We start from the raw sequence: 22,867 nt of genomic DNA on the forward strand, positions 1-22,867 counted from the left end.
TTTCCCATTTTCAGATAAAAAAGTATTCAACTAACTTAAGAGTGACTTTTCAGTCGCTCTATCTTTTTGTTAGAAGTTAAAATAATTAGGGAGTTAAAAATGTTATCTAAATTAAAAGGAATAGACGTTGCGTTTTATATTTTCTTATTAACAGGGTTTGGTTATCTTACGGCATTTTTATTCGGTTGGGGATATAACAGTTATTTTGGTATTCCAATTGCCTTTATCGATTTATCAATAGCAAATGTTACGAAAAGCATAGCCCTCCTTGGAGTGTTTTTTACATTTATTGCGATGTATGTGACATTTTTTCAGGAAAAAAGCGATATAAAGACCCTGTTTTTGAAGTTATTTTCTATTAACGTTACAAATCGAATTTGGAATATATCGTTGCAAATTTTATGTATAGTAGGCGTTATCTTTTTTCTATTTGGTTGGTTTATAGTTAAAGATGCAACCAGAATCAACTTCATTGGGATAGTTTTGTTATGTGGTCTGGGTATTTGTCATTTAAAAAAATACGACAAACTGTTCTTGGTTGTTTGGGTGATATTAATGTTAATAATACCTTATATGGTTGGAGTATCTCATGCTATGAAACAAGAAGAATTCTATTTAGTTGACAACAAGACCGATTACCTGGTGATTGATTTTTACAATAATACAGCAATTGCAGCCAAGTTTGATAAGAAGCAAAATATCATTTATCCTAATTTCAAATTAATTACAGTGGACTCTATTGCTGAGGATAAAAAAGATTTAAAACTTGTAAGAGTAGAAAAAATAAATGTTGAAGTAGCATATTGTGTCAAGTAACCATGGAAATAATTGATTATGAAGGATGCATTAATAAAAACAGTGGAATTAATTTAATCCACTGTTTTTTGTCTATTTAACGTATAATAAAAGTTTTGTTCGGAACATATGTACTGTTATTAAAAAGTTATATTGACGTTATTCTAGGCAATACTGACTTTAAGCAATATCCTTAAAAATTTTTGGTGGGAGCTCTTCGCTGATGTAAGGGGAAGGTTTGACGGGGGAGGGGGGACTATGTAAGTTCCCCTTATGCCGAACAAAAGGGGATATAAAAAAGCACTTGATAAAATGTGAAATCAAGTGCTTTGAATATTTAATTAAAGTTGGGTACATTTCCATGACATTTTTTAAAACTCTTCTTTGACCCACAATAACACCTTTTATGAACTGTGACCCATAAAGTGGACAGTTTAAAAAAAGACCTTTATACAGCTAGTAAATGACTCCGGTATTGGGCCGGAGTCATTTTATTTAACCCCCATTGATAACGATCATTGTTATATTCTTCAATGTAATTTCCTATCAGTTCTTGTAATTCCTTAAAACTTTGACAATCTGAATAATTAACCTCATCCTTTAAATGACCAAAGAAGGATTCCATTGGTGCGTTGTCCCAACAGTTTCCCTTACGGGACATAGACTGGGTTAGTTTCAACTTTTTCACTCGCTTTTGAAACTCCGGGTGAGTGTAGTGAAAGCCTTGGTCTGAGTGAAGAATTGCCTCGGGGTGTACCATACCATTGAGTGAGTCTGAAAGCTTACTAAGTGTCTCATAAACGATGTCCATTTTCAGGTTAGTCGAAAGATGGTGAGCCACAATCTCCCTTGTAGATGCATCTTTAACACAAGATAAATAAGCTGGCTGTGCTGCCCCATAGTAGACGTAGGTAATATCGGTAAGTAACACTTTCCCTGGTTCGTTTTGATCAAATTTCCTATCAAGTAGATTAGATAGGGTTTTGTGCTCTTGAGTTGCCTTTGCCATCTTCCTGTAAGGATTTATCTGCCTGATCTTCGCTACCAAGTTATATTCCTTCATAATCCTTCGAATCTTCTTATGATTCATTATGACATTGTAATCGTTCTCCAAAATCATCTTGATAACAAGAGCACCAGCTTTTGCCTTCTTTTGATCAAAGATCTTTTTGATTAACTCATAATCTTTCCAATCATTTTCTTGTCTTAAAGTTCTTAGATTTTCGGCTTTTATCCATGCGTAATATCCACTCCGGCTTACTCCTGCCATCTCACAAAGGTGTCTTATCATCCTGGTTATTCCGCACTTTCGGATAATCTTTTCAATAAGCATAAACTTCTCGGTCTTCGTTACTTTTTCTTCTTTGATACCTGCCTTTCGAGAGCGTCTAACTTTTTTAAAAATTCTAGCTCTGCTTCTAAATACTTGATCCGTGCATCAGCCTTTTTTAGGCTTTCCTCAACTGTAAGCTGCTTGGAGGATGGTCTACCAGTACTGCCTTTTCCTCTCCGTTCCGTAAGGAACCCATCTTCTCCGAACTGATTAAAAGTTTTCCTCCACCTCTTTAAGCATTCTTTAGGTTTATCAGACCCAATCAATTGTAGGTCAAAGCCATTCTCAATAAAGATTTGTACGGGACCCTTTCCATTAGAATTCTCTTTTACAGCTCTGATCTTAAAGTCGGGTGTAAATGAAATGGAACGTTCTGACACATGGTCCACATTCGGATTACTCTCTAATAGCTTAATCTGAATCTCATTAAATATAAATTTACTCATTTTTTAACATCCTCCGGTTATATCCTCTAAATGATTATAAACGGGTTTTATTCAGTGGAACATAAAAAAACCCGAATAGGGGACTTTTTTAAGTGTCCATTATTCGGGTTATAGTTCAGTTTTCTTTTAATTGATAATAGCTTTTCCAAGTTAGAAATTTCATTCGATGCAGTAATGTTATGCTTTTTTATAAACTCTAAAAGGTTATCTCTAGCTACGGGATACCATTCATATCCACAAGCATCTACACCTAAAAGATATGCTTCATAAGCCTTTTTATTATCTCCTAGCCCGATATAGGCCAAACCTTTTGTCATATGTGCAACACTCATAATCTCTTGCTTAATTATTGAGTTAGCCAACTTTATGGCTTCATCGAATTGACCATTCAGGACGTAACCGTAGGCCAAGGTTGCATCATCATTCCCAAACTTTTCAAGAATCGGTACTAGGTTTAGATAGTCGTTACTTATATATAAATTTTCCATTCGATTCCAATCTTCATCAGCTTGAGTAACCTTGATTGTAATCACTTGTAAATTGCCTAAAGGTTCGTTGAAATCGATTTCAACTGAAGACTTAAATAACAAATCTAGGTTAGTGTTTATCTCTAATAGTTTCCAGCATACTTCCATAAATAAAGAATTAAATTTGATTTGTAAGTTTTTGCTTTATTAATTCATACTCTTCTTCAGTGATTTTTACATATTTTTTACGTTTTGTATTTATAAAGGTTTCTTTTACTCGTTGAGATTTAACTAAATAAGTGCCCCAAATGATAAGCCAAATAAAGGCAGCGATTGTTCTTGAAAAATATACAACTTCTCCAGATAATGCAATTACATACTCTAAAGACAAACATATTACCAGATCAGTTATATTGAGATAAATATATGCCTTGGGGAAATCTTTATTTTTTGTAAAAAATAAATATGCTAAATATGATTCTATAAGAAGAAGTATTACTACTGCAGTGAATGGATAGAATGCTTGAACGTACCTAATATTGGCTATATCCGAAGAAAAGTCATCGTAATTAAAATTAGCCACATTGTCAAAATTTACAAAAAGAACGAAAATTCCATATACAAAACTAATAATTGTTCTAATTGCAAAATAAATTAACCATCCACCTATAGGTCTTCCAGTTTCCATAATTGGTTCCCCCTTTTTTAGTTTTTCTATTTCTATTTATCTTAAACTCTCCCGATACCCAGCAGCTTCAGCATCTTCTTCAGTGCAAAACATTTCCTCAGCATTAGTTACATCGTAAAACTGACCACCTGGGATATGGTAAATCTTTTCGCCGTTGTACGTCGTTAGATTACCTTTAATTTGTGGATCATCGCAATTAGCGTCATCACTTACACTATTACTACAAGCTGACAATAAAAATAAACTTAAAAATAACCCTTTTTTAGGAGCCATCTATTTTCACCTCTTTTTCTATAGGACCTTTTATTCATATTTCTACATTTTTTTGTAAATACCTCCAAAATTAATAAATACCGGAAAAATTCACAATTCGTCCCGTTTTCCTATTCCAAATTAATATATTCTTAAACAGATGTTAATTAGGAGGTGCTCCAATTGTATAAACTGCAATTCTGTAATGCTTTTACGCAAGAAATTCTACGTGAGACGAAATACGATAAAGTTGACGTAATTCAAAGTTTAATTGAATCTTCACAAAAGAATGTTGGTTCCGGACTAGACTCATTTATCATTGACAACGAACTGAGGACATTAAGAGCTGAATATGTTACTCATTCAATGATACACCAAGGAAATGAAACCGTTTACAAGTTGTTCTTTAAGGTGAAGTTATCTGAAGTACAGGCGAAAATAACAAAATAGGCTAAATAAGAACTTGCGACGCATTCTGCCAGTGGTGTTAATCGGAGTTGTTGTAACCAGTTGGAATTGACAGGAACGTAAAACAGCTGAGGGGAAATTGTTTAGATGGAATATAAAACTGAATTGACCAAAGATGACGCCATTTTTTCATGGATATGGTGGGATCAACTAAAAGCCCAAATGTTGTACCTAAATTGTATAAAGCGAAACCGTACACAAAAGCTAAACCATAGAAATTCTAAGATTACAAGCGATTTATAGGGATCTATAAGGCCATTAGTCATGTCCTATCCGAAAGAGAGTTGACAATACTTCATGCATTATACGGTTTAAACGAAGAAAGGGCTCAATTAAAAGACGTTGCTGAATCGTTAAACATATCCCCGGAGCGTGTTCGGCAGTTGCGTAACTTTGCAGAATATAAAATTATAAGAGCCCTATTGGTGAAGCTAAGATATGAAACCAATTTAACCATGAAAGACAAAAAAGGTATGTAGAAATGCAGAATTTTCTCAATTTCCGATAAAGATATATTTTATCAAGGAAAAATGAAAGACCACAAAGCAGTGGTCTTTTTCTATGACTATTATTTAGTGGTTAGTTGGTATTCAGTTCTTTCTACTACTTATAGGCTCCATACTTAATTAAAGCAGTAATCACAGGTTTTAATTCTTCCCCATTGTCTTTTAGCTTCATCATATGAATTTACATCAAAGTATTTTCCATTTTTACATTGATTAAGAATGACCTTCTCTTCAAACTTTTCTTGAGTTACTGTTCGGCAAAGTGGTACTTTATGTATCATTTGCCCCGTTGTATCGGTTATTACTATGAATCTATTTTCCGGGTTATTAAAATGAGCGACAGTTTTAATTTGGATCATTTTTACACCACCATTTTATGTTTTTTTACGTATTCTATATTTCTTATGTTATTCCTTCTAATTTATAACTAAGAGAATAAAAACTCTATAGTATGATTGGGAGATATCTTTTACGCATAATCAACCATTTATGATTAATTAATCTTTTGAGCATAGAAAAAGGACTTTACCTTCAAAATGGGGAAATGTCCTTTTTCTTTTTTATCGTTTGCGAACTGCATTCGTTTATTTATTTGAGAACAGGAACTCCTAAAGAAACAAAAAGGTCATATGTATTATCCAAGGTTGGGTCATTAGGTATTACGATAACAGTGCCATCTCTTCCCCGTGTCAGCAGAACACGATAACTATTCTCCCGAATTTTAAAAGGGTTTTTCAATCGGCGGTCTTGATAATAGTTCACCCATTGTCCATTCTCAAAGCGGAAATCATATCCCCAAAGAAGAATTCCTAAGTCTAACTCAGTCGGAACGTAATAGTCTATACTTCTACAGCTGATAATTTAAGATAATGATAAATTTATAATTATCAATCTGATATAGAAGAGAGTAATGTATTGAAAAATAAAAAAGGTAGGATATCCCAGGATTTCCTCATTTGTAGAATGGAAATAAAAATGAGGGATTTTTTAAGATGGGATCGTAACGGTTCTATCCATTTATTATGTTACATAAGAGATTGTTAAGATTGTACTTAAACTAAAGGGCAGATATATACAGTATGATTTTTGACCGTAATCATCGTAAAGAACGAAACAAAAACAGCCCTTTTCTATCTTTGTTTACTTGTTATCTTTAGTAAGTTATTATCGTTTTCAACATAAACAACGATAGGACTTTACTTGGAGAGATGGGTATGATAGGCTCGTTTGCCTGATGAAACAACTGCTTCAGCCTTTCAAGACAAATCGTACCCATATAGGCTCCAAGTCAAGTCCTCAAACGCCATTCTACGGTTACATATAAACAATGAAAAAATGTGCATCATATCAGTGTTTTTTTACTGATACTGTATATATGCAACCTTTAGTTAAATACGAAATGTTAAAATTCAAGTAAAGGATAGACTTAGGGGGTACATATGAAATTTAAGATAATACCTTACGTTGGTGCAGGAATACTTAAGTTTGGTATGAACGAGAAACAACTTGAAAAAGCATTACAATTAGAACCAACCTCAAAAATTTAAAAAATCGCCAATGAGTGATGTATTAACAGATGCTTACCATTTTTGCCATTTGTATTATAAAGAAAACGGTGAATGTGAAGAGTTGAATTTTTCGGAACAGTAGAAGTTACATTTCAAGGAAGGTATTGCTTGAGACCTCTTATGCTGATTTAAGTAAGCTTTTTAGAGAGTTGGATGGTTCATTGTCTGAGATGAGACAGGACTTATTTCGTTTAAGTATGGTATCATCTATTTTCAAATAAATACCTCCTGTATCTCTATAATCACTACAGGTCACTCAGCCCAAAATAAATGATTCACTCTTTCTATGTAATGCTATCTTTCTAGGTAATGTTTAAAAATTTCAGCATTTTGCAACGTGCCTATAGATTTTGGAAGTTAATTATGATATATTTTGTATCAAGTTGTTACAAAAGTACGTAGTTTTGGTATATAATATATTATATAGGGAGGAGAGATATATATGAGACAACAAATATCTGTCATTCGTTTAGCAGAACGTGTTAAAACACAAAGAGGAAATCGAACCCAAGGGGATATCGAGCAACTAACCGGAATTAATAGACAAGTCATTGGTAGGATTGAAAGTGGAAAACATATACCCTCTGTTCCGCAATTGAACAGATTACTTGATGTCCTAGAAATTAATTTTTCTGAGATCCTAGAGAATAAAGAACAAAATGTTTTTGTTGCCATGATGGGAGAGGCGAGAACACCGGTAGAAAAAGAAGGTTTTGAAAAGATGGTATCAATGATGTTATGTCTCAGAAAGTATGAACGCTTAAAGGGTGTAACTCATGAATAAATTAGATTCGTCAGATATTTTTACGATTACATCTCTAGTAAAAGAAAAAAGAAATCTACTCAATGTTGGTATGGGTCCAATTGGTGATAACATCTTTAAATTGGCACGTAAACTTAATATTAAGTTAGTGTTTCTACCCATAGAAAATACGGATAATCCGACAAATGGCTTCTCGGCCCTATATTTAGAATCAAAAGAACCAACAAAAAATGTCGCCTTTGTTGGATTAAATACTTTTCAAAGATATGATAGACAAATTTTTGCAATAGCTCATGAGTTTTATCACCATTGGACCGGGACAACATTAACAGTTTGTCATCTGGAAGATGAGAAATCTGAAATTACGGAATTAAAGGCTAATCGTTTTGCTGCAGAATTTTTACTTCCTACTGAAACGCTATTACAGGAAATTGGTGAAAAGACCGGAGGTAAGCAGAATCTTTCTGATATTACGTATTTGGGAGTATTGCGTTTTATTGCCTTGCTTCACTGTGATTATCGATTACCCTATAAAGCCATCATTAGGAGATTATTTGAAATCAATGCTATTAGCAAGACTGTTTATGAGAAATTATGTGAGGAAAACGCTAGGGAAGAAAACGGAACGTATTATAAGTTAGGTTTAAGCCAAAACAAGGAAATTTTTGAAAAATTAAATGTGAGTACTATGTCTACAGGGGTAGATGGAGAAAACTTTGATATGATGATTAACTTCTTGGAGAATGATGTCATTACCTTAGAAGAGTTAGCAAATGATTTATCTCTCTTTGAAAAAGAACTATCAGACTTTGAACTAGAAGAAGAAGTGGATGATAATAGTTTAGAAGAGTTGGATGATATATTAAAGGACTATATTGACGATGAAGCTGAATAAAGTTGTTCTCACTGTTACTAATCCAGCTCTAGTGTCTTTAATAAAGGACTTTAATCAAGTGTTGCCTGTTGACGCTAACTTTTTTATCCCTTTTGACCGGTCAAACATCTCAAAGAAGATTCAACCCCTTCCGTTTAATTTTTTTAAAAAATGTTGGATTCAGCCGTTATTCCTGACCTTTCCACATCTCGCCATACACGAAGCTGTATATAATGAGATTACTGTTGCTCCTAGTTCTAAATCGTTCATTGACCAACAAATCCAGCAATATCAACAACCACTGGTATTGTCTGATAAGAATCTTGATGACGTGGAGGAAATCACTCGTTATACCATAGAAGGAAGAGTGGCCAAGTACACTAATTATGAACCTGAAAAGAATAATAAGGATGATCGTGGAGAGGTAAAGTCTCTAGCTCATATTGCCACTAAGGGCTATCTATATTTTTGTTCTCATGACTCTAACGCTCTAAAATTAATTGAGAAAGCTGTGGAATGGGAAACAAACTTAGAAGAAGTAAATGCTATTAAGACATATGAAATCCTATATTATTTATATAAGTCCAATCCAGCTTTAAAGAAAGAGATAAGGGCTATATATAAGTATTTATACTACACCACGGATTCTGATAGAAAAGTAAATCCGTCCTGGGATGATTTTAAAACAGGGATGGATTCGCTTTATGATGAATTAATAACAAGCTGCCCTGATTTTCCTATAATAACTATCCCTACTACATAAAAACGACTCGTTCCCATCTAAATGGGGCGAGTTTTTTGTGTTCATCTTAGAAGATAAAATCTTTAGTTGGCTCTAAATGAACAGGAGCGGGTTTTCACGGCAATCATGAACTGGCAAAATATTATAGTGAGAAGTTGGATAAATTTGAGGAACTTCCTGTTTCCAAGCAATCGGAGACACTAACTTATCTGCCTTTTATGAAAGGGAACCCGCATTCACCATTTTACCTACAAAGGGCACCGGTTCATTGAAAAGAACGAGGAAGTGTACCGAATCAAAGAAGATGGAACGCAAGAAAAAATAAACGTCAAACGGGTCCTTACAGAACTTATACGAATCAATATGATCTTCTGTTTAGTCAAGATCATTATATATGCAAGTGGATTAATGGAATCAGCCTGTTTTTCAAAAATTAAACATTTAAAAAGGCTAATAACATAGATAAACATTTCTATTCTAGTAATAAAGTAATAAAATTAGTTTGAGGAGGGTGGTTAAATGAGGAAAATAATCCTATTATGTGTAATGGTAATTATGGGATTTAATATAAAAGTCTATGCACACCCAGGCAATACGGATGCCAATGGTGGGCATTATTGTTGGACCAATTGTGAAAAATGGGGACTAGAGTATGGAGAATATCATTATCATAATCAAAAAACTAATAGTACACCTGTCGTAAAGGTAGTTCCAAAAAATGCCCATACATATAAAGAAGGATATGACGAAGCCTATAGTTATTGGTATAAAAGAGCTCTATCTGATCTTAAAAAAACCCAAGAGGGTGATTGGCATGCAACATGGAATGACTATACTAAAAACTATTCGGACGGATATAGAGATGGCTTTGATAAAGCTATTGATGATGCAAAAAAGGATTACAAAGATTATCAGTATAATAGAGGGGTAGAGGATGGTAAAAAAGACGCTAGGGTAGGTGTAAGTATGGGGTATTTAACTTCTAATGATCCTATCGCTGATTCAGATGATTATATGAAAGGATACGATAAAGGTAATCTTGAAGAGAAGAAAATGTTGAAGGAAAAACAAAAGGAAAATTTAGAGATTGAATTAGCAAACACTGATATTCCGGCAAAATTCCAAGATAAACATGAAAGTTTTATAATAGGCTATCAAACTGGCTTTTACGATTCAAAGACTGGCTATAATTACGACGACGAACCAGAGTCTGAATATCCAAAGGAAGCCGATGAAAAACAATACATACTAGGGTATAAAAATGGTTGGAATGATGAAGGTGGTTCATTACCTTTCATGACTGAATTAGACCTTATATATAAGAATTACATACAGACATATGCCTTGTTTCCAATAATAACTGGTGTTGGACTAGTTGGCTTTTTTGTTGGTAAAAGAAAAAAAAATAAAACGGAATAAGATTATTCGTTATTTGTTAAAGTGCTTAGCTATACGAATTTTGTGCTGCTGAACATTCTAGAATACAAACCAGCTAGGATTTTGGAATTTATGCCACTGTCTAAAATAAAAGAACCTGTACTGGCAGCGATTAAAGGGTTTCAGCTTTAGCTTGGAATCCTTTTTAAATTATATAAATTTATTCGTTTTTCGAAGTATTTCAGTAGTATAATAGTTTTGGTGTTTCTACAGATATTTACAAAAAAAGGGGACAATTTATGAAGAAATTAACCTACTTATTTATGGCGTTTTTATTAGTTTTCCTTGCAGCTTGTTCATCAAATGAAACAACCAGCAAAGAGGAAAAAATCAAAATAAATAAAACTCAAGAAGTAAGCAAAAATAACGCAGCCACTGTTGAAAGCAAAAAAAGTATACCTGAAGATGAAGCTGAAAAAACGACTAGTGAAAGCGAAGTCAGTCCAAGCGTTCCTGCCACTAGTACACCAACCACAAAAAGTGTTAATGGTGACTTTGACTACAGTAAATATACGTTAATCGAAGTAGATGGCGGAGAAATGTCAGGATATAGAAAGCCGAATGTCAGAGTTGATGTCGGGTTTGGCGACAGGGAATATTGGGCTTTTACAAATGAATACGGACAACTAATTCGTGTTGAGGCAAAGAATATAACACTCCAAAATCCGAATACTGAACATGTTTCCTCTTCTGGGAGATACTATTCTGATGAAGCGAAGGTTCCCGGCACAGAGAGTCCAACGTTAGATGAAGGGCATGTAATTGCTGATTCACTTGGGGGAGTATCTAACGCATATAACATTACACCTCAAGACAGCATTCTCAATAGACACGGTGATCAAGCTTATATGGAAAAAGTGATTCGAGATGCAGGAGGTTGTACTGATTTCGTAGCAGTGATTCAATATCCAAATAGACAGACGCAAATTCCGAACCATTATAAATTCACATACAAAATTCAGGGCAGATCTATTACAGATGAATTTGACAATGTAAACCCAGATGAAGTGAACAAAAATTTAGGGAAAACGACAGGTACGAGCAGTACGCCACCGAAAACAGACAATATATCTGCAACCGAAACGGAAAATAATAATGAAGATGTTAGTAAAGTGGATACCAATCATAACGGAAGTGTTACGATCGCTGAAGCCAAAGCTGCTGGTTTTAAAATGCCAATTACGCGAGATTCATGGCTCTATAAATATATGGATGATCGAGATGGTGATGGCTTAGTAGGTGAATAAATGGGGTTATGCGGCGATTCTTTTCTACTTATTGAATTAACGGAGCAGGTGTGCGGCCGAGCATAGGTCGTATCATATAGCGGGTGGGATTCCCGTCGAGTAAGAACTAGCCATTCGCTCGTAGCGAGTCTTGGAGGGCTAAAGGTAACTTTAGTCTTTAAGCGTAGACAGTTAGGTGGCGGGCCGAAAGCCAAATGGTTGAAGGGATTGAGCTCCAAAATGTTAGTAATTCGAGAGGGCTGATGCTTTACCTGCAGCAGAAAGCAATATTTCATTCTTCGTATATGGCAAGAAGAATGAAACCTCTCTGGGGTCAGAGATCTTGGCACGTTATACATTGATATGATACGGCAACTCGGGAGACCCTATCGGTCTTTTCTAGTTGGAAGAGTATGGTGTACAAGCGATAAAAAGCAAGGAAGCCAAATGCCGATTTAGGGAGTCGGATAGCAGCGTAGTACCAATGAAGTTGGGTAATGCCGATGGAGGAAAGGCTAGCTACCAGTTATCACCCTTACTAGGGGCACATTTACTACACACAGAGGTAGGAAATATAAATGGAAACAAGACTAGTAAGGATAGCAGAAATAGCTAATCAGATTCTAGACGATAAGCTATATTTTGTGAATGGTAACTAGGAGGAGCCGTGTGCGTTAATTGCGCAAGCACGGTTCTGGGAGGGGGGAGAACACAATCTACCGTAAGTTAGAGAGGTTCTCTTCTACTCGACTAATTAAAGAGGGAATATAAATTTATGCATATTCATAACAAGAATATAACAATAAGGGAGTAAACAAAAATTGAGGAGGTATTGTAGTGAACCAACATCAAATCATAATTGTTCAGTATGATTCCAAGTATGCTGAACAAACAGTGAAAATGTGGCGAAATAGTAAGGAACGGGCAATTGGTCAGAAAGAAAGTCATAGCTTAAAAAGTCACATTTATTTTTTAAACCACATATTACCTGGGCAGTTTCAAATAGATTTAGCGTTAATAGATGAAAGAGTAGTTGGAATGATTGCCTATAACGAAACGGAAATAAGTCAACTTTATGTTCACATAGATTATCAAGGAATTGGTATAGGTCAAATATTATTAAATAAAGTAAAAGCACAATCAAGCGGGAAATTATCGTTGTACACGTTTGAAGTAAATAAAAATGCACAACGATTTTATGAAAAAAATGGATTTAAAATAATTGGAAGAGGCTATGAAAATGAAGAAAAGCTACCTGATATTCAATATGAATGGAATATAGAAATAAATGATGTAAATTTGATGCGGAGTTAAAGAAAATAGTCTGTTGCCTTTACTTATTTCTTGTTCCACTAACGGTCAGACTAGTTGAATTAGATTGCCAAATAGCAATCCACGAATAGGTTAGTAGAGGATCCTAACCAAATAGTAAAACCTAATCACTTTGGAGATACGCTTCCTCCAAGATAAACTTTAGTAGGAGGTATTTCAAGTTTACTCTTTTTTATTTTATCCTTTTTCGCAATCCTCAATTTTGCCTGATTATAGTCTTTATCAGAAATGGGTCTAGTGGAAGTTGAACACTTAAAATAATATCGATCTGCTTCCTGGACACAATTTTTCTTTGGATCAATTTTATAAGTAATCTTTAGTTTCGATTCAGTTTGCTTAAGTGTAAAGTATGACCCATTACTAATTATATTTAAATTTTGATTTTTCAATAGATCATTATGAATCCTTAAATAAAGAGTTGCTGCAAAAAATGCAGTTTCTTCCGTAATGCTTGCAGTCGAATATACACTTCCTTCCTCAAGCTCTATATCCGTCCACGTTAATTGAAAATACTTTTTCTTTTTTCCTTTTCGATTAACTTTAACACTCATTATTAATCACCCTTGTTTTTTATACCAATTTTATCACTAAAATTTCTGAATGTTTACCGTACAAAAGATTGTGAAGAAATTTTCTTAAACTATGATTTGAATTATGAGAACTTAACAAAGTACATAGAAACTATCTTTTGCACGGCTCTTCCAATTGAAGGTATCTTTTATGTTTAATAAAATGTGGGGATAATAGTGTAAAATTGGAGGTGTTTACGTGCTTGTAAAGTTTAAAGAAAAGGATGACCATCTTATAGTCTTTGAAAAAGAATTTAATGACCTTTCACTAATATTTGAAATGCTTAAACAGAAGGCAATTATGAACATATTTTTTGACCCTGAAGGGGATGAAAGGGTTTCTGGTAGGGTGTGTGATTATGAATATACAATAGAAATCAATAAAGGGAGGGTAAAGGAAAGTTTAGTTGTTGCACTGGATTGTTATGAAATGGAATTAACCAATTATTAGAAAGGTTATGGAGTCGCTGCTGTGCGGCTCTTTTCCTTATTAAGCTAAAGGGGCAGTTTAGTTTAAGTGTAATTATTCACAATCTGAATTTTTTTTGTCAGTTTAAAAAACCGTACAAACAGGATTTATCCTTTCATTTATAAAAATTCCCCCGCAATTAGGCAGGGGATTCATACGTTTATCGTTTGGTCATATTTCTCTCTCAGCCGCTTTATATCTTCTTTAGGTGGAAAACCAAACATACGAAAATATTCACGGCTGAATTGCGATGGACTTTCATAGCCAACACGGAATGCGACATCAGCTGCATCTGGCGACTCGGATATTACCAGGCGACGTGCTTCCTGAAGTCTGAATTGTTTTTGGAATGAATAGGGCTCATAGCAGTTCCTTGTTTAAAATGCCTATGAAGTGAAGGAACACTCATATTTGCTATTTCCGCAAGCTCCTCAATCCGAAAAGACCTTTCATAATTATTCATAATATGTTCGATAACATCTCTGATAAGATAGGTAGAGCTTCCTTCTATTACCATTTGTTCCAACGCACCCCCATGCTGCCCTTTCAGAACCCTATAAAGAATTTCCTTCGTAAATAGAGGAGCAAGTACAGGAAAGCAGTAAATGAATGGAGTTTTAGACAACTGTTGAACGATAGGGAATATCAAATGTGGTTTCTCCATCATTACGGTAAAGAGTGGTTTTCTCTGATAACAATGGATGGAATTATAGGAAAATAATGTTTATAATAGAGTTAAAGAAACATATAAATCATAACCAATCGATTTTCAGAAAAAAACTTTATAAAAGGGTTGTCTTCGACCTAAAAATGGAGGTTTAAAGATGGGATTTTTTGATCGTAAAGCAATTTGTGGTGTTTGTAGTAACGAAGTTGGCTTAAATCGTTACAAAGTAAAAAAATCTGACGCTTGGGTTTGTCCGGGTTGCGTTAAACAAGCGGGTGGATTCAGTGTTGTTAATGTTAATAAAGTAACCGTAGAAGAAATCAAAGCAATAATTGATGCTAAAGCAGAAAAACGGGGCGACGATCCAATGAATAGTGCTGAAGGTATGTATAGGTATTGCGTTGAAAATAAATTCGGCTCTGGGTTTAATGAAAAATGGGGCATTAAACACTTTGGGATCCTGGAAAATAATTTGATCAAGGGTGAAAAAGTTCTAATGACTTTTATTGGCTTACACAATTATGTATCCGTGACTAAGCACGATAATAACTATGCTTACGCTATCACCAATAAACGAATTATGTTTGGACAGAAGCAAACGATATCAGGTGAAAAGTTTAAAGCAATTGCCTACGAAAGAATTAATGATATTTCATTTGAAACAGGAATGATGTTTGGTGTTCTCACCATTGATACACCACAAGAGAAATTTAATATTGCGTTAGACAAAGGTTCCGCCATATCCATTAATAGTCACATACACGAGGTTCTCGATACAGTAAAAAATGGTTCTAATGGAACTCAACCACAAACAGCTTCAGGTACTGGTTCAGTGGCAGATGAATTGAAAAAATTCAAAGAACTATTGGATAGCGGTGTTGTTACAGAAGATGAATTTAACACCAAAAAGAAACAGTTGTTAGGAATATAACTGGAGACTTTGGCAAAAAGGTAAACAAAATAAAAGATTTTACGAAAAATAATATCTCTGGAGAGGTTTAAGGAGTTAGTAATAGATGAAAAAAACTGAAGAGGTTATTGCTGAATTTGAAGCAGCAACAAATGAAAAATGTGCAACATATGATTTAGGGATTATTCATATTGATCCTGAGAGGATTATCGCACTAAGTCTTGAAGAAGAAGATATAAAAGATGATCGAAAAATGAGAATACTTAAAGAAAAAGTTGAAGAATACGGTTGGACCAATGAAGGACCTTTTGGTTTTGCACTTTTGCAATTTCCTAATGGTGACTTGGCTGTAACGGGTGGTGGAAACCACAGAGCATACTTATCCAAAGAATTAAAGAAACAAGGGAAATTGGAATTTGTAAAAGCCAATGTTTTTAAAGTAGTTTATACAGACAGACTTCCAAAGGATACGTTAAAACGTTTAAATCAGCTAGAATCAATTATTGATTCGGAAACAGTGGAGGATGAAGAGCTACTAAATGATTTGATAAAGGAAAGATACGATATTTTATCGAATATTAGTCAATAAAAATAAAAAGTCACCATCAGGTGACTTTTTATAAATACTATTAATCCTGAAATAACTTTCGTTGATTTATTTTATCAACTAAAGCGTGATACTTAAATATTTTTTGGATTAATTCATTTAATTGAGAAGCATTGTATTCAAATTCACAATGTGGATTATCATTACAGGCAATGACTTTTTTTACAGCTATTTCAAATCTAGCCATTGCTTTCCCTAAATCCTCAATATCCTCCTCGACTAAATCATAATTTTTTCTTAACTGCTCCAACGTTCCAAGAAAATAATTTTCATGTCTCACTACGTCCTCATTACTTTGTATCCGACTGTAAACAGAATTATCATTAACATAATATCGATTCGAATACCTTTTTAACTTATTGTCATATTGATACTCTGCTCTCAAAGTAAGCAGTGTAGGTTCATTTTTCAAAAAAACACCCCCTAGTAAAATATTCCATACGCATTTCCATATTCGACAATAAGTCCCAAAAACCCTGTACTATATTAATAATATTTACTTTAATTTATTTTTTGAAAGTCATATTTTTTTAAGAAAGAGTTGCTGCGGTAGCTTTTTTCTTGTTCCAAGTTCAAACGTAGATATGTTACTTTGTGAAAGAGTGTACTTAAACTAATGGGTGCTTTAATTGTATATGATCAGATGAACTTGGACCAAGATTGGTCCTTTTATTTTGGTCTACATAAGGAACGTTTGTTCGTATATAATAGTAACGGAGGAGATGATCATTATGGCAATTCGTGACAGAGGCAAAAAGAAATGGCAAGGGGCGTTTTTTATGCCGGAGCAGGTAAAGGCTCAGAATGAATTATGGCGTGATGCACAACGCCAATTGAAGCCGATTATGGACGAATATGAAAAGGAGGAGTTTGACCAGCGAATAAGTTATGCGATGGAGTATCACTTGCCTGTACTCTTAACGATTTGGAGCGATGGATTCATGGAGGTTATAACTGGCAAGGTGCATTATGTGGACCCAATCACTCATCAGCTACGGATAGAAACAAAGCCTGGAGAGTTTGAGCGAGTGACATTCGATAGTGTTGTAGGTGTGAATGTAGATTGAGCGAAATAAAAAGAGGAGAACCTACGTATCGATTTTGTGCAGAAATACACTTATGAATTGCTTCAGCTATCTGGGAAGGTTAGAAAAGTGAAATTAGGATTGTTTTTTACTTGTTTAATCCTCCACGGTAATGTAGAGGCAATTAAGCGATCGAGAAAAGAATTAAGGAAAGAATGGACAGAAGAAAAGGAAATCTATTAGGCAGCTACCGATTCGTATTGGAAAGTAAGACGGAGTACAGGATTTCATTTTCTCATAGAGGATAAGGAATTTGCTTTATGAACTAAAAAATAAAGAAAAGTATAAACGATAATATGCCCCTCTCGGGATGAGAAGGGCTAGTCTACCTTTATAGGAATTATTTTATAGTTAATTGGTTACACTAAATATAAGAACTGTAATGTCATACAATGTATGACAATGTTCATTGACATTTGTACTTTCTTACAATATATTTAAAATAGCTCATCTACCATGTTGTAGAAGGAGACAGCTGGACTTCGCACAGCGATAACCGGCTTTTTAAATAACATTTAGGGTACTGTTGTAACAACAGTGCTTTTTTTAAATTTTGCATAGTTTTTATCATATTGTTCTTTGTTATGTTTTAAAAAGATTGGGAATGCAGTTATGAAATCATATTTTACTAAGGTTTTATTACGCCAATCCTCCTTAAAAATAATTAGAAAGTCATCCATTCCACATTCATAACGTATATAATGTTTTCTTATCTTATTCTTCTTTGAATCTGTTTCGTTTTGAGACCAAGCTCGAATACGTTCATCTTTTTGATTAGCAAGTTCTATTACTTCTGGAACCCAATGTATACGGGCTAATCTATACAAACATTCCCCTCTATTTATTACTTGAAACTCATCCAAAGCCTGATTGCATTGGCATTTATTATGACAAAGTTCATAACTTATATCATTATTGCAAGGGAACATGGTATGGGTATCTTTTTCTATAATAGAACAAGCATGCATAAATCTTTCTGGATAACTAAACGAACGTCCCTTATATTTTGTACTAATATTAAAAAAAATAAATTTCCCATTTAGGTAGGGTCGTCCTTCTTTTTTTATGAATATTTCATTAAATTCGTAAAATATATTATTAATCTTTTCCAATATGCTAGCACCATGAAGTTGTCTAGGTGGGGATAGTTTACTTAATTTCATAATGATCCCCCTTTTGTGGACGCCAAACAAAAACATTAAATTTTGTTTTATTTAAAGGTGTAGTATCATGTAAAATTATCTTATGCTTTAATAAGCAATATTCTATAAGTGCTTGCTTTCCTTTACTTGATTTATCGGAAAAATATAAACCTCTATGATAATAGGTCGCCATACCAATTAATAGGTCAGCCAATTGTAACAACTCAGATTCCCTTGAATTTATTTGATTAATATCTTTTAAAAAGATCTCATTCGATAATCCTGGTAGATTATCTTTTTTTATACCCTTAATTAATACATCTTTTAGTTTTTTTACCTTTGGACCGCCTTTAGTGTCTTTAATATCAATAAAGACTCTAAAATCCGAATTTTTGACACCTGTTGGATAAAAGCCGTTTTTTATAATAGGTAATAAAAGGTGATAATACATCTTATAATACCATTCATCATAATTGCCATTATTATATTTCACATGGTCAAGTTCTTTTTTACCTGGAGCTATAGTACAACGGAAGGTTAAATCTTGATTATTAAAAAAGTAATCAACTAATTCTTTATAGAATTTAAGTTTGCTTAGCGATACTTTTGTCCACTTTACTTCTGCCCAGCTACTAATACCATGTTTTTCTTTTATTTTTCGAATTTCATTATAAATTTCTATTTTTTTACTTTCATTACATTTTATAGCACCTAAAACCATTACATCACTATCATCGTTTGGAAGATGGCAACTTTCGTCACAATATAAATTGTACATAGTTTCACTCCTTTCCTTATACCATGTACTATGTTATTGATATATAAATTGTTTAATATTATTAATAAAACTCATTATAGCATTTCTTTATACAGCAAACTTTCATTTTCGACAAAACAATTTACAAAAAAAACTAGTTTTATTAAAAATGTTTAGTTTTATTTTCACCCTATATCATCATAGTGTGAATTTCCATAAATGACAATTAGTTACCAATGAATTTAGTATTAAGAAATCGTACAATTATCATGAGGTAGTTTATGTGTTTGTTTCACCAATGCTTTTACAAAAGTTAGAGCAACCATTTGATGATTATTCATATATTACGGAATTAAAGCTAGATGGAATAAGGTTGATACTTTCAAAGATTGATAACAAGGTGCAACTGTATACCCGTCATAACAATGAAGTTACTGCTAAGTTCCCGGAACTATTAACACTAGATATTCCGAACGGTACAGTACTAGATGGAGAGATTATTTTTACAGATCAAACCGGAAAACCTGATTTTGAGGCTATGATGAGCCGATTCATGTCTAAAAGAAACATTCTAGAAGATGGTACTTTAAGTTACGTTGTATTCGATATTATTAAATACAAAGGTGAGTCTATTACTAGGCTGTCATTAATAGAAAGAAAGCAGCTCTTTGATGAAGTAATACCCACGGATACAGGCTTATTAACAAAAGTTAAATATCTAGAGGGTCATGGTACTGCATACTTCGATTTGGTCCAGCAGCAAGGTTTAGAAGGAATAGTGTTAAAGCGTAAAGACTCACGCTATGAGGTAGGGAAACGTAGCCAGTCGTGGCTTAAGGTCATTAACTACCAGTTTAGTGATGTGATGATTACGGGGCTTAGAAAAGGCGAATTTAGGCTGTTGCTTAGCTTTCTAGATGGCAAATCAGCTGGGGTAATGGAGTTCATGCCACCTGGAGAAAAAAAGAACCTATACAAGGAGCAGCAAGTTGTTTCAGAGAATAATAAATTTATCTTTATTGAGCCTATTAAATGTCGAGTGAAGTATAGAAATCTAACATAAACGGGGTTACTCAGGCTACCGTCATTTGTGGAATGGAATTAAGTAAAAAGAATTAATTTTAAGGATGGGATCACTATGGTTCCATCCTTTTATTATATATTAGGGGGTGGGAAGGATTGTAACTTAAACTAAAATAACAGTTTAATTAAAAAAAGGAATTATTGGAGGAAAATAGAATTATTTATAAGTCTAATTAGTTTTAAAGTGGGAGGAAAGGTGAGCGTAAGAAGGTTTTATAATTGTACATGGTTATTAGATCTACTTTTGGTTTATTAGTGTATTTACAAATTCAAAATCAATGAAGAGGGATAATTTAAAATGAGCGATTATTACAAACAAAGAATTAAAAAGAATTCGGAAGATACCAGGGTCACCTTAGAAAAATATAAAAAATTAGAAAATCTCATTAATATGCAAAAGATGAAAACACCGAATGATATTCGTTATAGTATTTCTGTTGCGGTTCTTGATAAGGTTACTAAATTAACTAAAGAAATATTAGACGACGAAAAAAAGATGATGATAATGTTGGGTAACCTTAGATATATTTTTGAAACATTAGTTGTCAGCAGATTATTATTAGAAGAAAAAGATTACGCTTTTAAGGTTTATTTTTCAATTCAAACTACACAAATTAATAAATTAGATAAAATTGTTACAAGAATCGAAAAGGAAATTCAATTATTAAATAATTTAATAATGGAAGAAGAACAGTACTCAAATGATCCTGATAATATGTTGACCAATATCGAAAAATTGGATAAAAAATTAAAAAAAGAAATCACTATATTTATGGAAGATGTAGAAAATCACGGATATTCATTTCATAAACATCTTGTTGAAACACAAATCTTATCCACCTATAAAAACAAATTGGATGAATATAAAAGTAAAAACTTAAAAAGAGCAAAAGATTTGGCGAATTCCCAATCTTTTAATAAATTCTTTCAAACTAATGGACAAAGTTCTAAAGTATTTAAGTTATTAGCAGACGGGAGAAGTTGGAAAGCAAAGGCTGATAAGGTAGGTTTAACTGATGAATATGAGATAGTGTACGAAATGACAAGTTCGCTAATGCACTTTAACTCATATTCACTATTCACATCTGACCAACTAGATGAAGGAGAAGTTTTTTTAATTTATAGAATGCTAAATCAGTACTTAGATCATATATATTATAATTTAGTGAAATTTTGTGATTTTATATTGATTGATTAGAAAATCATATAGGGTGAAAAATTATATGAATACATAAAGAGACATAAAGAGCTTGAGTAATTTCAAGCTCTTTTACGTAATTTCTTTTAATAACTGAAGAGATGTTACAATTGAGTTCCTTTAACTTAAGCCTTTCTCTTTTGCTTTAGAGTAAATAGTACTTCTAGGAACTCAAGTCGTTTTTGAAATATCGTTGACGCTTAATCCATTTGATTCCCTTTCATAATAAAGCTTTAAAGCCTTCTTAATGTCCTTCTCTGGCTTTCCAATACGACCCATATGCTTTCCTTGAGCTTTTGCCCGTTCACGCCCTTCTGCTGTTCTATCAGCGATTAAGCCCCGTTCAAATTCAGCAATAGCACCCAGCATTGTAAACATGAGCTTTCCAGCTGGTGTCGAGAAATCAATCTGTTCTTTAATAAACACTAGGGATACTCCCCGGCTTTGCAGCACTTTTGCGATTTTATGTAAATCGAATGTACTCCTCGCCAATCTATCCAGCTTATAAACACCCAGCTTGTCGCCTTCTCTTAAATAGTCCAAAGCTTTGGCAAGTTCCTCACGATCGCTTTTAGCTCCACTTTGCTTTTCCATAAAGATTCTTTCACAGCCATATTCCTTTAATTTTGTCGATTTGTATTTCTAATTCCTGGTCTCTAGTAGATACCCTTGCATAACCAATGATTGCCATAGTTGTTAATCCTCTCTTATTGTCTAAAAGTCTTATATCTTTTGTATTTTTATTTCAAACTAACTTTTAGACAATATCAATAGCAATAATAGCAGCAATTTAAGATGTTATTTTCTTTGTACAAAACTTATAACTTCTAGAATTAAGAATAATATCCTTTTACTAAAAAAGTATTTAGAATATATATCTAATAATAGTACTAGTTCTTACAACATAGGTATAATTTCTTTATATATCGGATTGGGAAGTGAGGTTATATTATGTACTTGTTACATGAATTTTCATTAAGTTATGATGACAATATTGAAGAACACCCCATTTGTATGAGGGAGAAAAATGGTGAAATTAAGCACATGGGAATTTTATTAAAAAGACGGATTAGCCAGGGAGATTATGAAGGTACTGAATACTACCATTATGTTGATTTTTATGGGAAAAGCCCAATTAATTTTAATTCATTAGATTACAAGGAATTAAGGAAACAAGTTAATTTTGACGATGGACTAAAAATGATTGCTGACTTTGGATTTAGTTATAGTGATGTAAGTTTTCAACCTGGGTTAGGTTCTAAAAAAGATTTGAGAAAAAAAGACAGTGTTACTATCCTACCAGTGTCAGAAAGGAATCGGTATGATTTATAGGTAGCCTATTATTCATTCAAGAATAATGTAAAAATGATCATCTTTAAGATGGTCTTTTTTATTTGTTTGATAATTATTTTAGTATTTCAAAATTACTTTTTAGGGTTAAAATAATAACGATAGTACATCAGTTTCTTTCTTTGGTATAGTT

General features: G+C 33.4%; 28 protein-coding genes and 3 pseudogenes. 18 read left to right on the forward strand and 13 right to left on the reverse strand.

Translation table 11 applies throughout. The features are described 5' to 3' along the window. Positions 1-66: 66 nt before the first annotated feature. The gene (locus tag RCG22_RS00970) at positions 67-816 is read left to right on the forward strand and encodes a hypothetical protein (RefSeq protein WP_308105320.1); all 750 of its coding nucleotides are present in this window, start codon (positions 67-69) and stop codon (positions 814-816) included. 316 nt (positions 817-1,132) lie between these two features. Here the strand turns inward: RCG22_RS00970 and RCG22_RS25370 are convergent, their stop codons facing one another. The 5 genes and pseudogenes from RCG22_RS25370 to RCG22_RS00990 all read right to left on the reverse strand — a co-directional run. Further along, positions 1,133-1,228 carry an SEC-C metal-binding domain-containing protein gene (locus tag RCG22_RS25370; protein ID WP_374049455.1) on the reverse strand — a complete coding sequence of 32 codons (96 nt, stop codon included), beginning with the start codon at positions 1,226-1,228 and terminating at the stop codon, positions 1,133-1,135. Between the two features lie 15 nt (positions 1,229-1,243). Continuing rightward, positions 1,244-2,574 (reverse strand): IS3 family transposase gene (locus tag RCG22_RS00975; protein WP_308105321.1). Its coding sequence is split into 2 segments (ribosomal slippage): positions 1,244-2,187 and positions 2,187-2,574, totalling 1,332 coding nucleotides; the frame shifts between segments, so codons are not numbered across the junction. Between the two features lie 47 nt (positions 2,575-2,621). Continuing rightward, positions 2,622-3,107 carry a YfgM family protein gene (locus tag RCG22_RS00980; protein WP_308105322.1) on the reverse strand — a complete coding sequence of 162 codons (486 nt, stop codon included), beginning with the start codon at positions 3,105-3,107 and terminating at the stop codon, positions 2,622-2,624. Between the two features lie 112 nt (positions 3,108-3,219). Next, positions 3,220-3,729 (reverse strand): DUF2569 family protein, encoded by a 510-nt coding sequence (locus tag RCG22_RS00985; protein ID WP_308105323.1) that lies wholly within the window; start codon positions 3,727-3,729, stop codon positions 3,220-3,222. A gap of 36 nt (positions 3,730-3,765) precedes the next feature. Continuing rightward, positions 3,766-3,927: pseudogene (locus RCG22_RS00990) on the reverse strand (sunset domain-containing protein); the annotation flags it as partial. Positions 3,928-4,164: 237 nt separating this feature from the next. Between RCG22_RS00990 and RCG22_RS00995 the strand changes: the two are divergent. Together RCG22_RS00995 and RCG22_RS01000 are read left to right on the forward strand one after the other, a co-directional pair. Beyond that, complete coding sequence (locus RCG22_RS00995; RefSeq protein WP_308105324.1) at positions 4,165-4,431, forward strand: hypothetical protein; 267 nt, start codon at positions 4,165-4,167, stop codon at positions 4,429-4,431. Between the two features lie 275 nt (positions 4,432-4,706). Beyond that, positions 4,707-4,928 carry a sigma factor-like helix-turn-helix DNA-binding protein gene (locus RCG22_RS01000; protein WP_308107058.1) on the forward strand — a complete coding sequence of 74 codons (222 nt, stop codon included), beginning with the start codon at positions 4,707-4,709 and terminating at the stop codon, positions 4,926-4,928. A 143-nt stretch (positions 4,929-5,071) separates the two neighbouring features. On the opposite strand, the gene RCG22_RS01005 is transcribed toward RCG22_RS01000, so the two are convergent. Continuing rightward, positions 5,072-5,314, reverse strand: coding sequence for a hypothetical protein (locus RCG22_RS01005; RefSeq protein WP_308105325.1), 243 nt, complete (start codon positions 5,312-5,314; stop codon positions 5,072-5,074). Between the two features lie 229 nt (positions 5,315-5,543). After that, positions 5,544-5,816, reverse strand: coding sequence for a DNA/RNA helicase domain-containing protein (locus RCG22_RS25375; protein WP_374049456.1), 273 nt, complete (start codon positions 5,814-5,816; stop codon positions 5,544-5,546). A 1,149-nt stretch (positions 5,817-6,965) separates the two neighbouring features. Here RCG22_RS25375 and RCG22_RS01010 point away from each other — a divergent pair. From RCG22_RS01010 to RCG22_RS01040, 7 genes are all read left to right on the forward strand, one after another. Then, positions 6,966-7,307 (forward strand): helix-turn-helix domain-containing protein, encoded by a 342-nt coding sequence (locus RCG22_RS01010; RefSeq protein ID WP_308105326.1) that lies wholly within the window; start codon positions 6,966-6,968, stop codon positions 7,305-7,307. Further along, positions 7,300-8,181, forward strand: coding sequence for an ImmA/IrrE family metallo-endopeptidase (locus RCG22_RS01015; RefSeq protein WP_308105327.1), 882 nt, complete (start codon positions 7,300-7,302; stop codon positions 8,179-8,181). Before RCG22_RS01010 ends, RCG22_RS01015 begins: the two co-directional genes overlap by 8 nt. Continuing rightward, complete coding sequence (locus RCG22_RS01020) at positions 8,168-8,923, forward strand: hypothetical protein (protein WP_308105328.1); 756 nt, start codon at positions 8,168-8,170, stop codon at positions 8,921-8,923. Before RCG22_RS01015 ends, RCG22_RS01020 begins: the two co-directional genes overlap by 14 nt. A gap of 498 nt (positions 8,924-9,421) precedes the next feature. Then, positions 9,422-10,321 (forward strand): YHYH domain-containing protein, encoded by a 900-nt coding sequence (locus RCG22_RS01025; RefSeq protein WP_308105329.1) that lies wholly within the window; start codon positions 9,422-9,424, stop codon positions 10,319-10,321. 257 nt (positions 10,322-10,578) lie between these two features. After that, positions 10,579-11,586 carry a DNA/RNA non-specific endonuclease gene (locus RCG22_RS01030; protein ID WP_308105330.1) on the forward strand — a complete coding sequence of 336 codons (1,008 nt, stop codon included), beginning with the start codon at positions 10,579-10,581 and terminating at the stop codon, positions 11,584-11,586. 382 nt (positions 11,587-11,968) lie between these two features. Continuing rightward, the gene (locus RCG22_RS01035; RefSeq protein ID WP_308105331.1) at positions 11,969-12,181 is read left to right on the forward strand and encodes a hypothetical protein; all 213 of its coding nucleotides are present in this window, start codon (positions 11,969-11,971) and stop codon (positions 12,179-12,181) included. A 221-nt stretch (positions 12,182-12,402) separates the two neighbouring features. Then, a complete protein-coding gene (locus RCG22_RS01040) occupies positions 12,403-12,879 on the forward strand; it encodes a GNAT family N-acetyltransferase (protein ID WP_308105332.1) in 477 nt (158 codons plus the stop codon). Positions 12,880-13,004: 125 nt separating this feature from the next. On the opposite strand, the gene RCG22_RS01045 is transcribed toward RCG22_RS01040, so the two are convergent. Continuing rightward, the gene (locus RCG22_RS01045; protein WP_308105333.1) at positions 13,005-13,448 is read right to left on the reverse strand and encodes a hypothetical protein; all 444 of its coding nucleotides are present in this window, start codon (positions 13,446-13,448) and stop codon (positions 13,005-13,007) included. Positions 13,449-13,665: 217 nt separating this feature from the next. On the opposite strand from RCG22_RS01045, the gene RCG22_RS01050 reads away from it, so the two are divergent. Next, positions 13,666-13,917 (forward strand): hypothetical protein, encoded by a 252-nt coding sequence (locus RCG22_RS01050; protein ID WP_308105334.1) that lies wholly within the window; start codon positions 13,666-13,668, stop codon positions 13,915-13,917. A gap of 170 nt (positions 13,918-14,087) precedes the next feature. Here RCG22_RS01050 and RCG22_RS01055 read toward each other — a convergent pair. Next, positions 14,088-14,530: pseudogene (locus tag RCG22_RS01055) on the reverse strand (helix-turn-helix domain-containing protein); the annotation flags it as partial. Positions 14,531-14,759: 229 nt separating this feature from the next. Here RCG22_RS01055 and RCG22_RS01060 point away from each other — a divergent pair. Next, positions 14,760-15,533: a PH domain-containing protein gene (locus RCG22_RS01060; RefSeq protein ID WP_308105335.1), complete on the forward strand. Its 774-nt coding sequence runs from the start codon at positions 14,760-14,762 to the stop codon at positions 15,531-15,533. 85 nt (positions 15,534-15,618) lie between these two features. Then, a complete protein-coding gene (locus RCG22_RS01065) occupies positions 15,619-16,101 on the forward strand; it encodes a hypothetical protein (RefSeq protein WP_308105336.1) in 483 nt (160 codons plus the stop codon). Between the two features lie 40 nt (positions 16,102-16,141). Here RCG22_RS01065 and RCG22_RS01070 read toward each other — a convergent pair whose 3' ends face one another. Beyond that, complete coding sequence (locus tag RCG22_RS01070) at positions 16,142-16,531, reverse strand: hypothetical protein (RefSeq protein WP_308105337.1); 390 nt, start codon at positions 16,529-16,531, stop codon at positions 16,142-16,144. Between the two features lie 319 nt (positions 16,532-16,850). Between RCG22_RS01070 and RCG22_RS01075 the strand changes: the two genes are divergently transcribed. Together RCG22_RS01075 and RCG22_RS01080 are read left to right on the forward strand one after the other, a co-directional pair. After that, positions 16,851-17,186 (forward strand): YolD-like family protein, encoded by a 336-nt coding sequence (locus tag RCG22_RS01075; protein WP_308105338.1) that lies wholly within the window; start codon positions 16,851-16,853, stop codon positions 17,184-17,186. Between the two features lie 36 nt (positions 17,187-17,222). Further along, the gene (locus RCG22_RS01080; RefSeq protein ID WP_308105339.1) at positions 17,223-17,387 is read left to right on the forward strand and encodes a hypothetical protein; all 165 of its coding nucleotides are present in this window, start codon (positions 17,223-17,225) and stop codon (positions 17,385-17,387) included. Between the two features lie 332 nt (positions 17,388-17,719). Here the strand turns inward: RCG22_RS01080 and RCG22_RS01085 are convergent, their stop codons facing one another. Continuing rightward, positions 17,720-18,367: a hypothetical protein gene (locus RCG22_RS01085; protein WP_308105340.1), complete on the reverse strand. Its 648-nt coding sequence runs from the start codon at positions 18,365-18,367 to the stop codon at positions 17,720-17,722. Next, a complete protein-coding gene (locus RCG22_RS01090) occupies positions 18,354-19,124 on the reverse strand; it encodes a DUF3800 domain-containing protein (RefSeq protein ID WP_308105341.1) in 771 nt (256 codons plus the stop codon). The genes RCG22_RS01085 and RCG22_RS01090 overlap by 14 nt, the downstream gene beginning before the upstream one ends. Positions 19,125-19,386: 262 nt before the next feature. Here RCG22_RS01090 and RCG22_RS01095 point away from each other — a divergent pair, with 262 nt between their 5' ends. Further along, positions 19,387-20,166 carry an ATP-dependent DNA ligase gene (locus RCG22_RS01095; RefSeq protein WP_308105342.1) on the forward strand — a complete coding sequence of 260 codons (780 nt, stop codon included), beginning with the start codon at positions 19,387-19,389 and terminating at the stop codon, positions 20,164-20,166. Positions 20,167-20,484: 318 nt separating this feature from the next. Next, entirely contained in the window at positions 20,485-21,384 is a 900-nt protein-coding gene (locus tag RCG22_RS01100; RefSeq protein WP_308105343.1) for a hypothetical protein, read from the forward strand. 171 nt (positions 21,385-21,555) lie between these two features. Here RCG22_RS01100 and RCG22_RS01105 read toward each other — a convergent pair. After that, positions 21,556-22,075, reverse strand: a pseudogene (locus tag RCG22_RS01105) (recombinase family protein). A gap of 260 nt (positions 22,076-22,335) precedes the next feature. Between RCG22_RS01105 and RCG22_RS01110 the strand changes: the two are divergent. After that, a complete protein-coding gene (locus tag RCG22_RS01110) occupies positions 22,336-22,716 on the forward strand; it encodes a hypothetical protein (RefSeq protein WP_308105344.1) in 381 nt (126 codons plus the stop codon). Positions 22,717-22,867: the final 151 nt, after the last annotated feature.

The sequence above is a fragment of the Neobacillus nitrireducens genome (genome assembly GCF_030915405.1).
Lineage (GTDB): Bacteria > Bacillota > Bacilli > Bacillales > Cytobacillaceae > Neobacillus.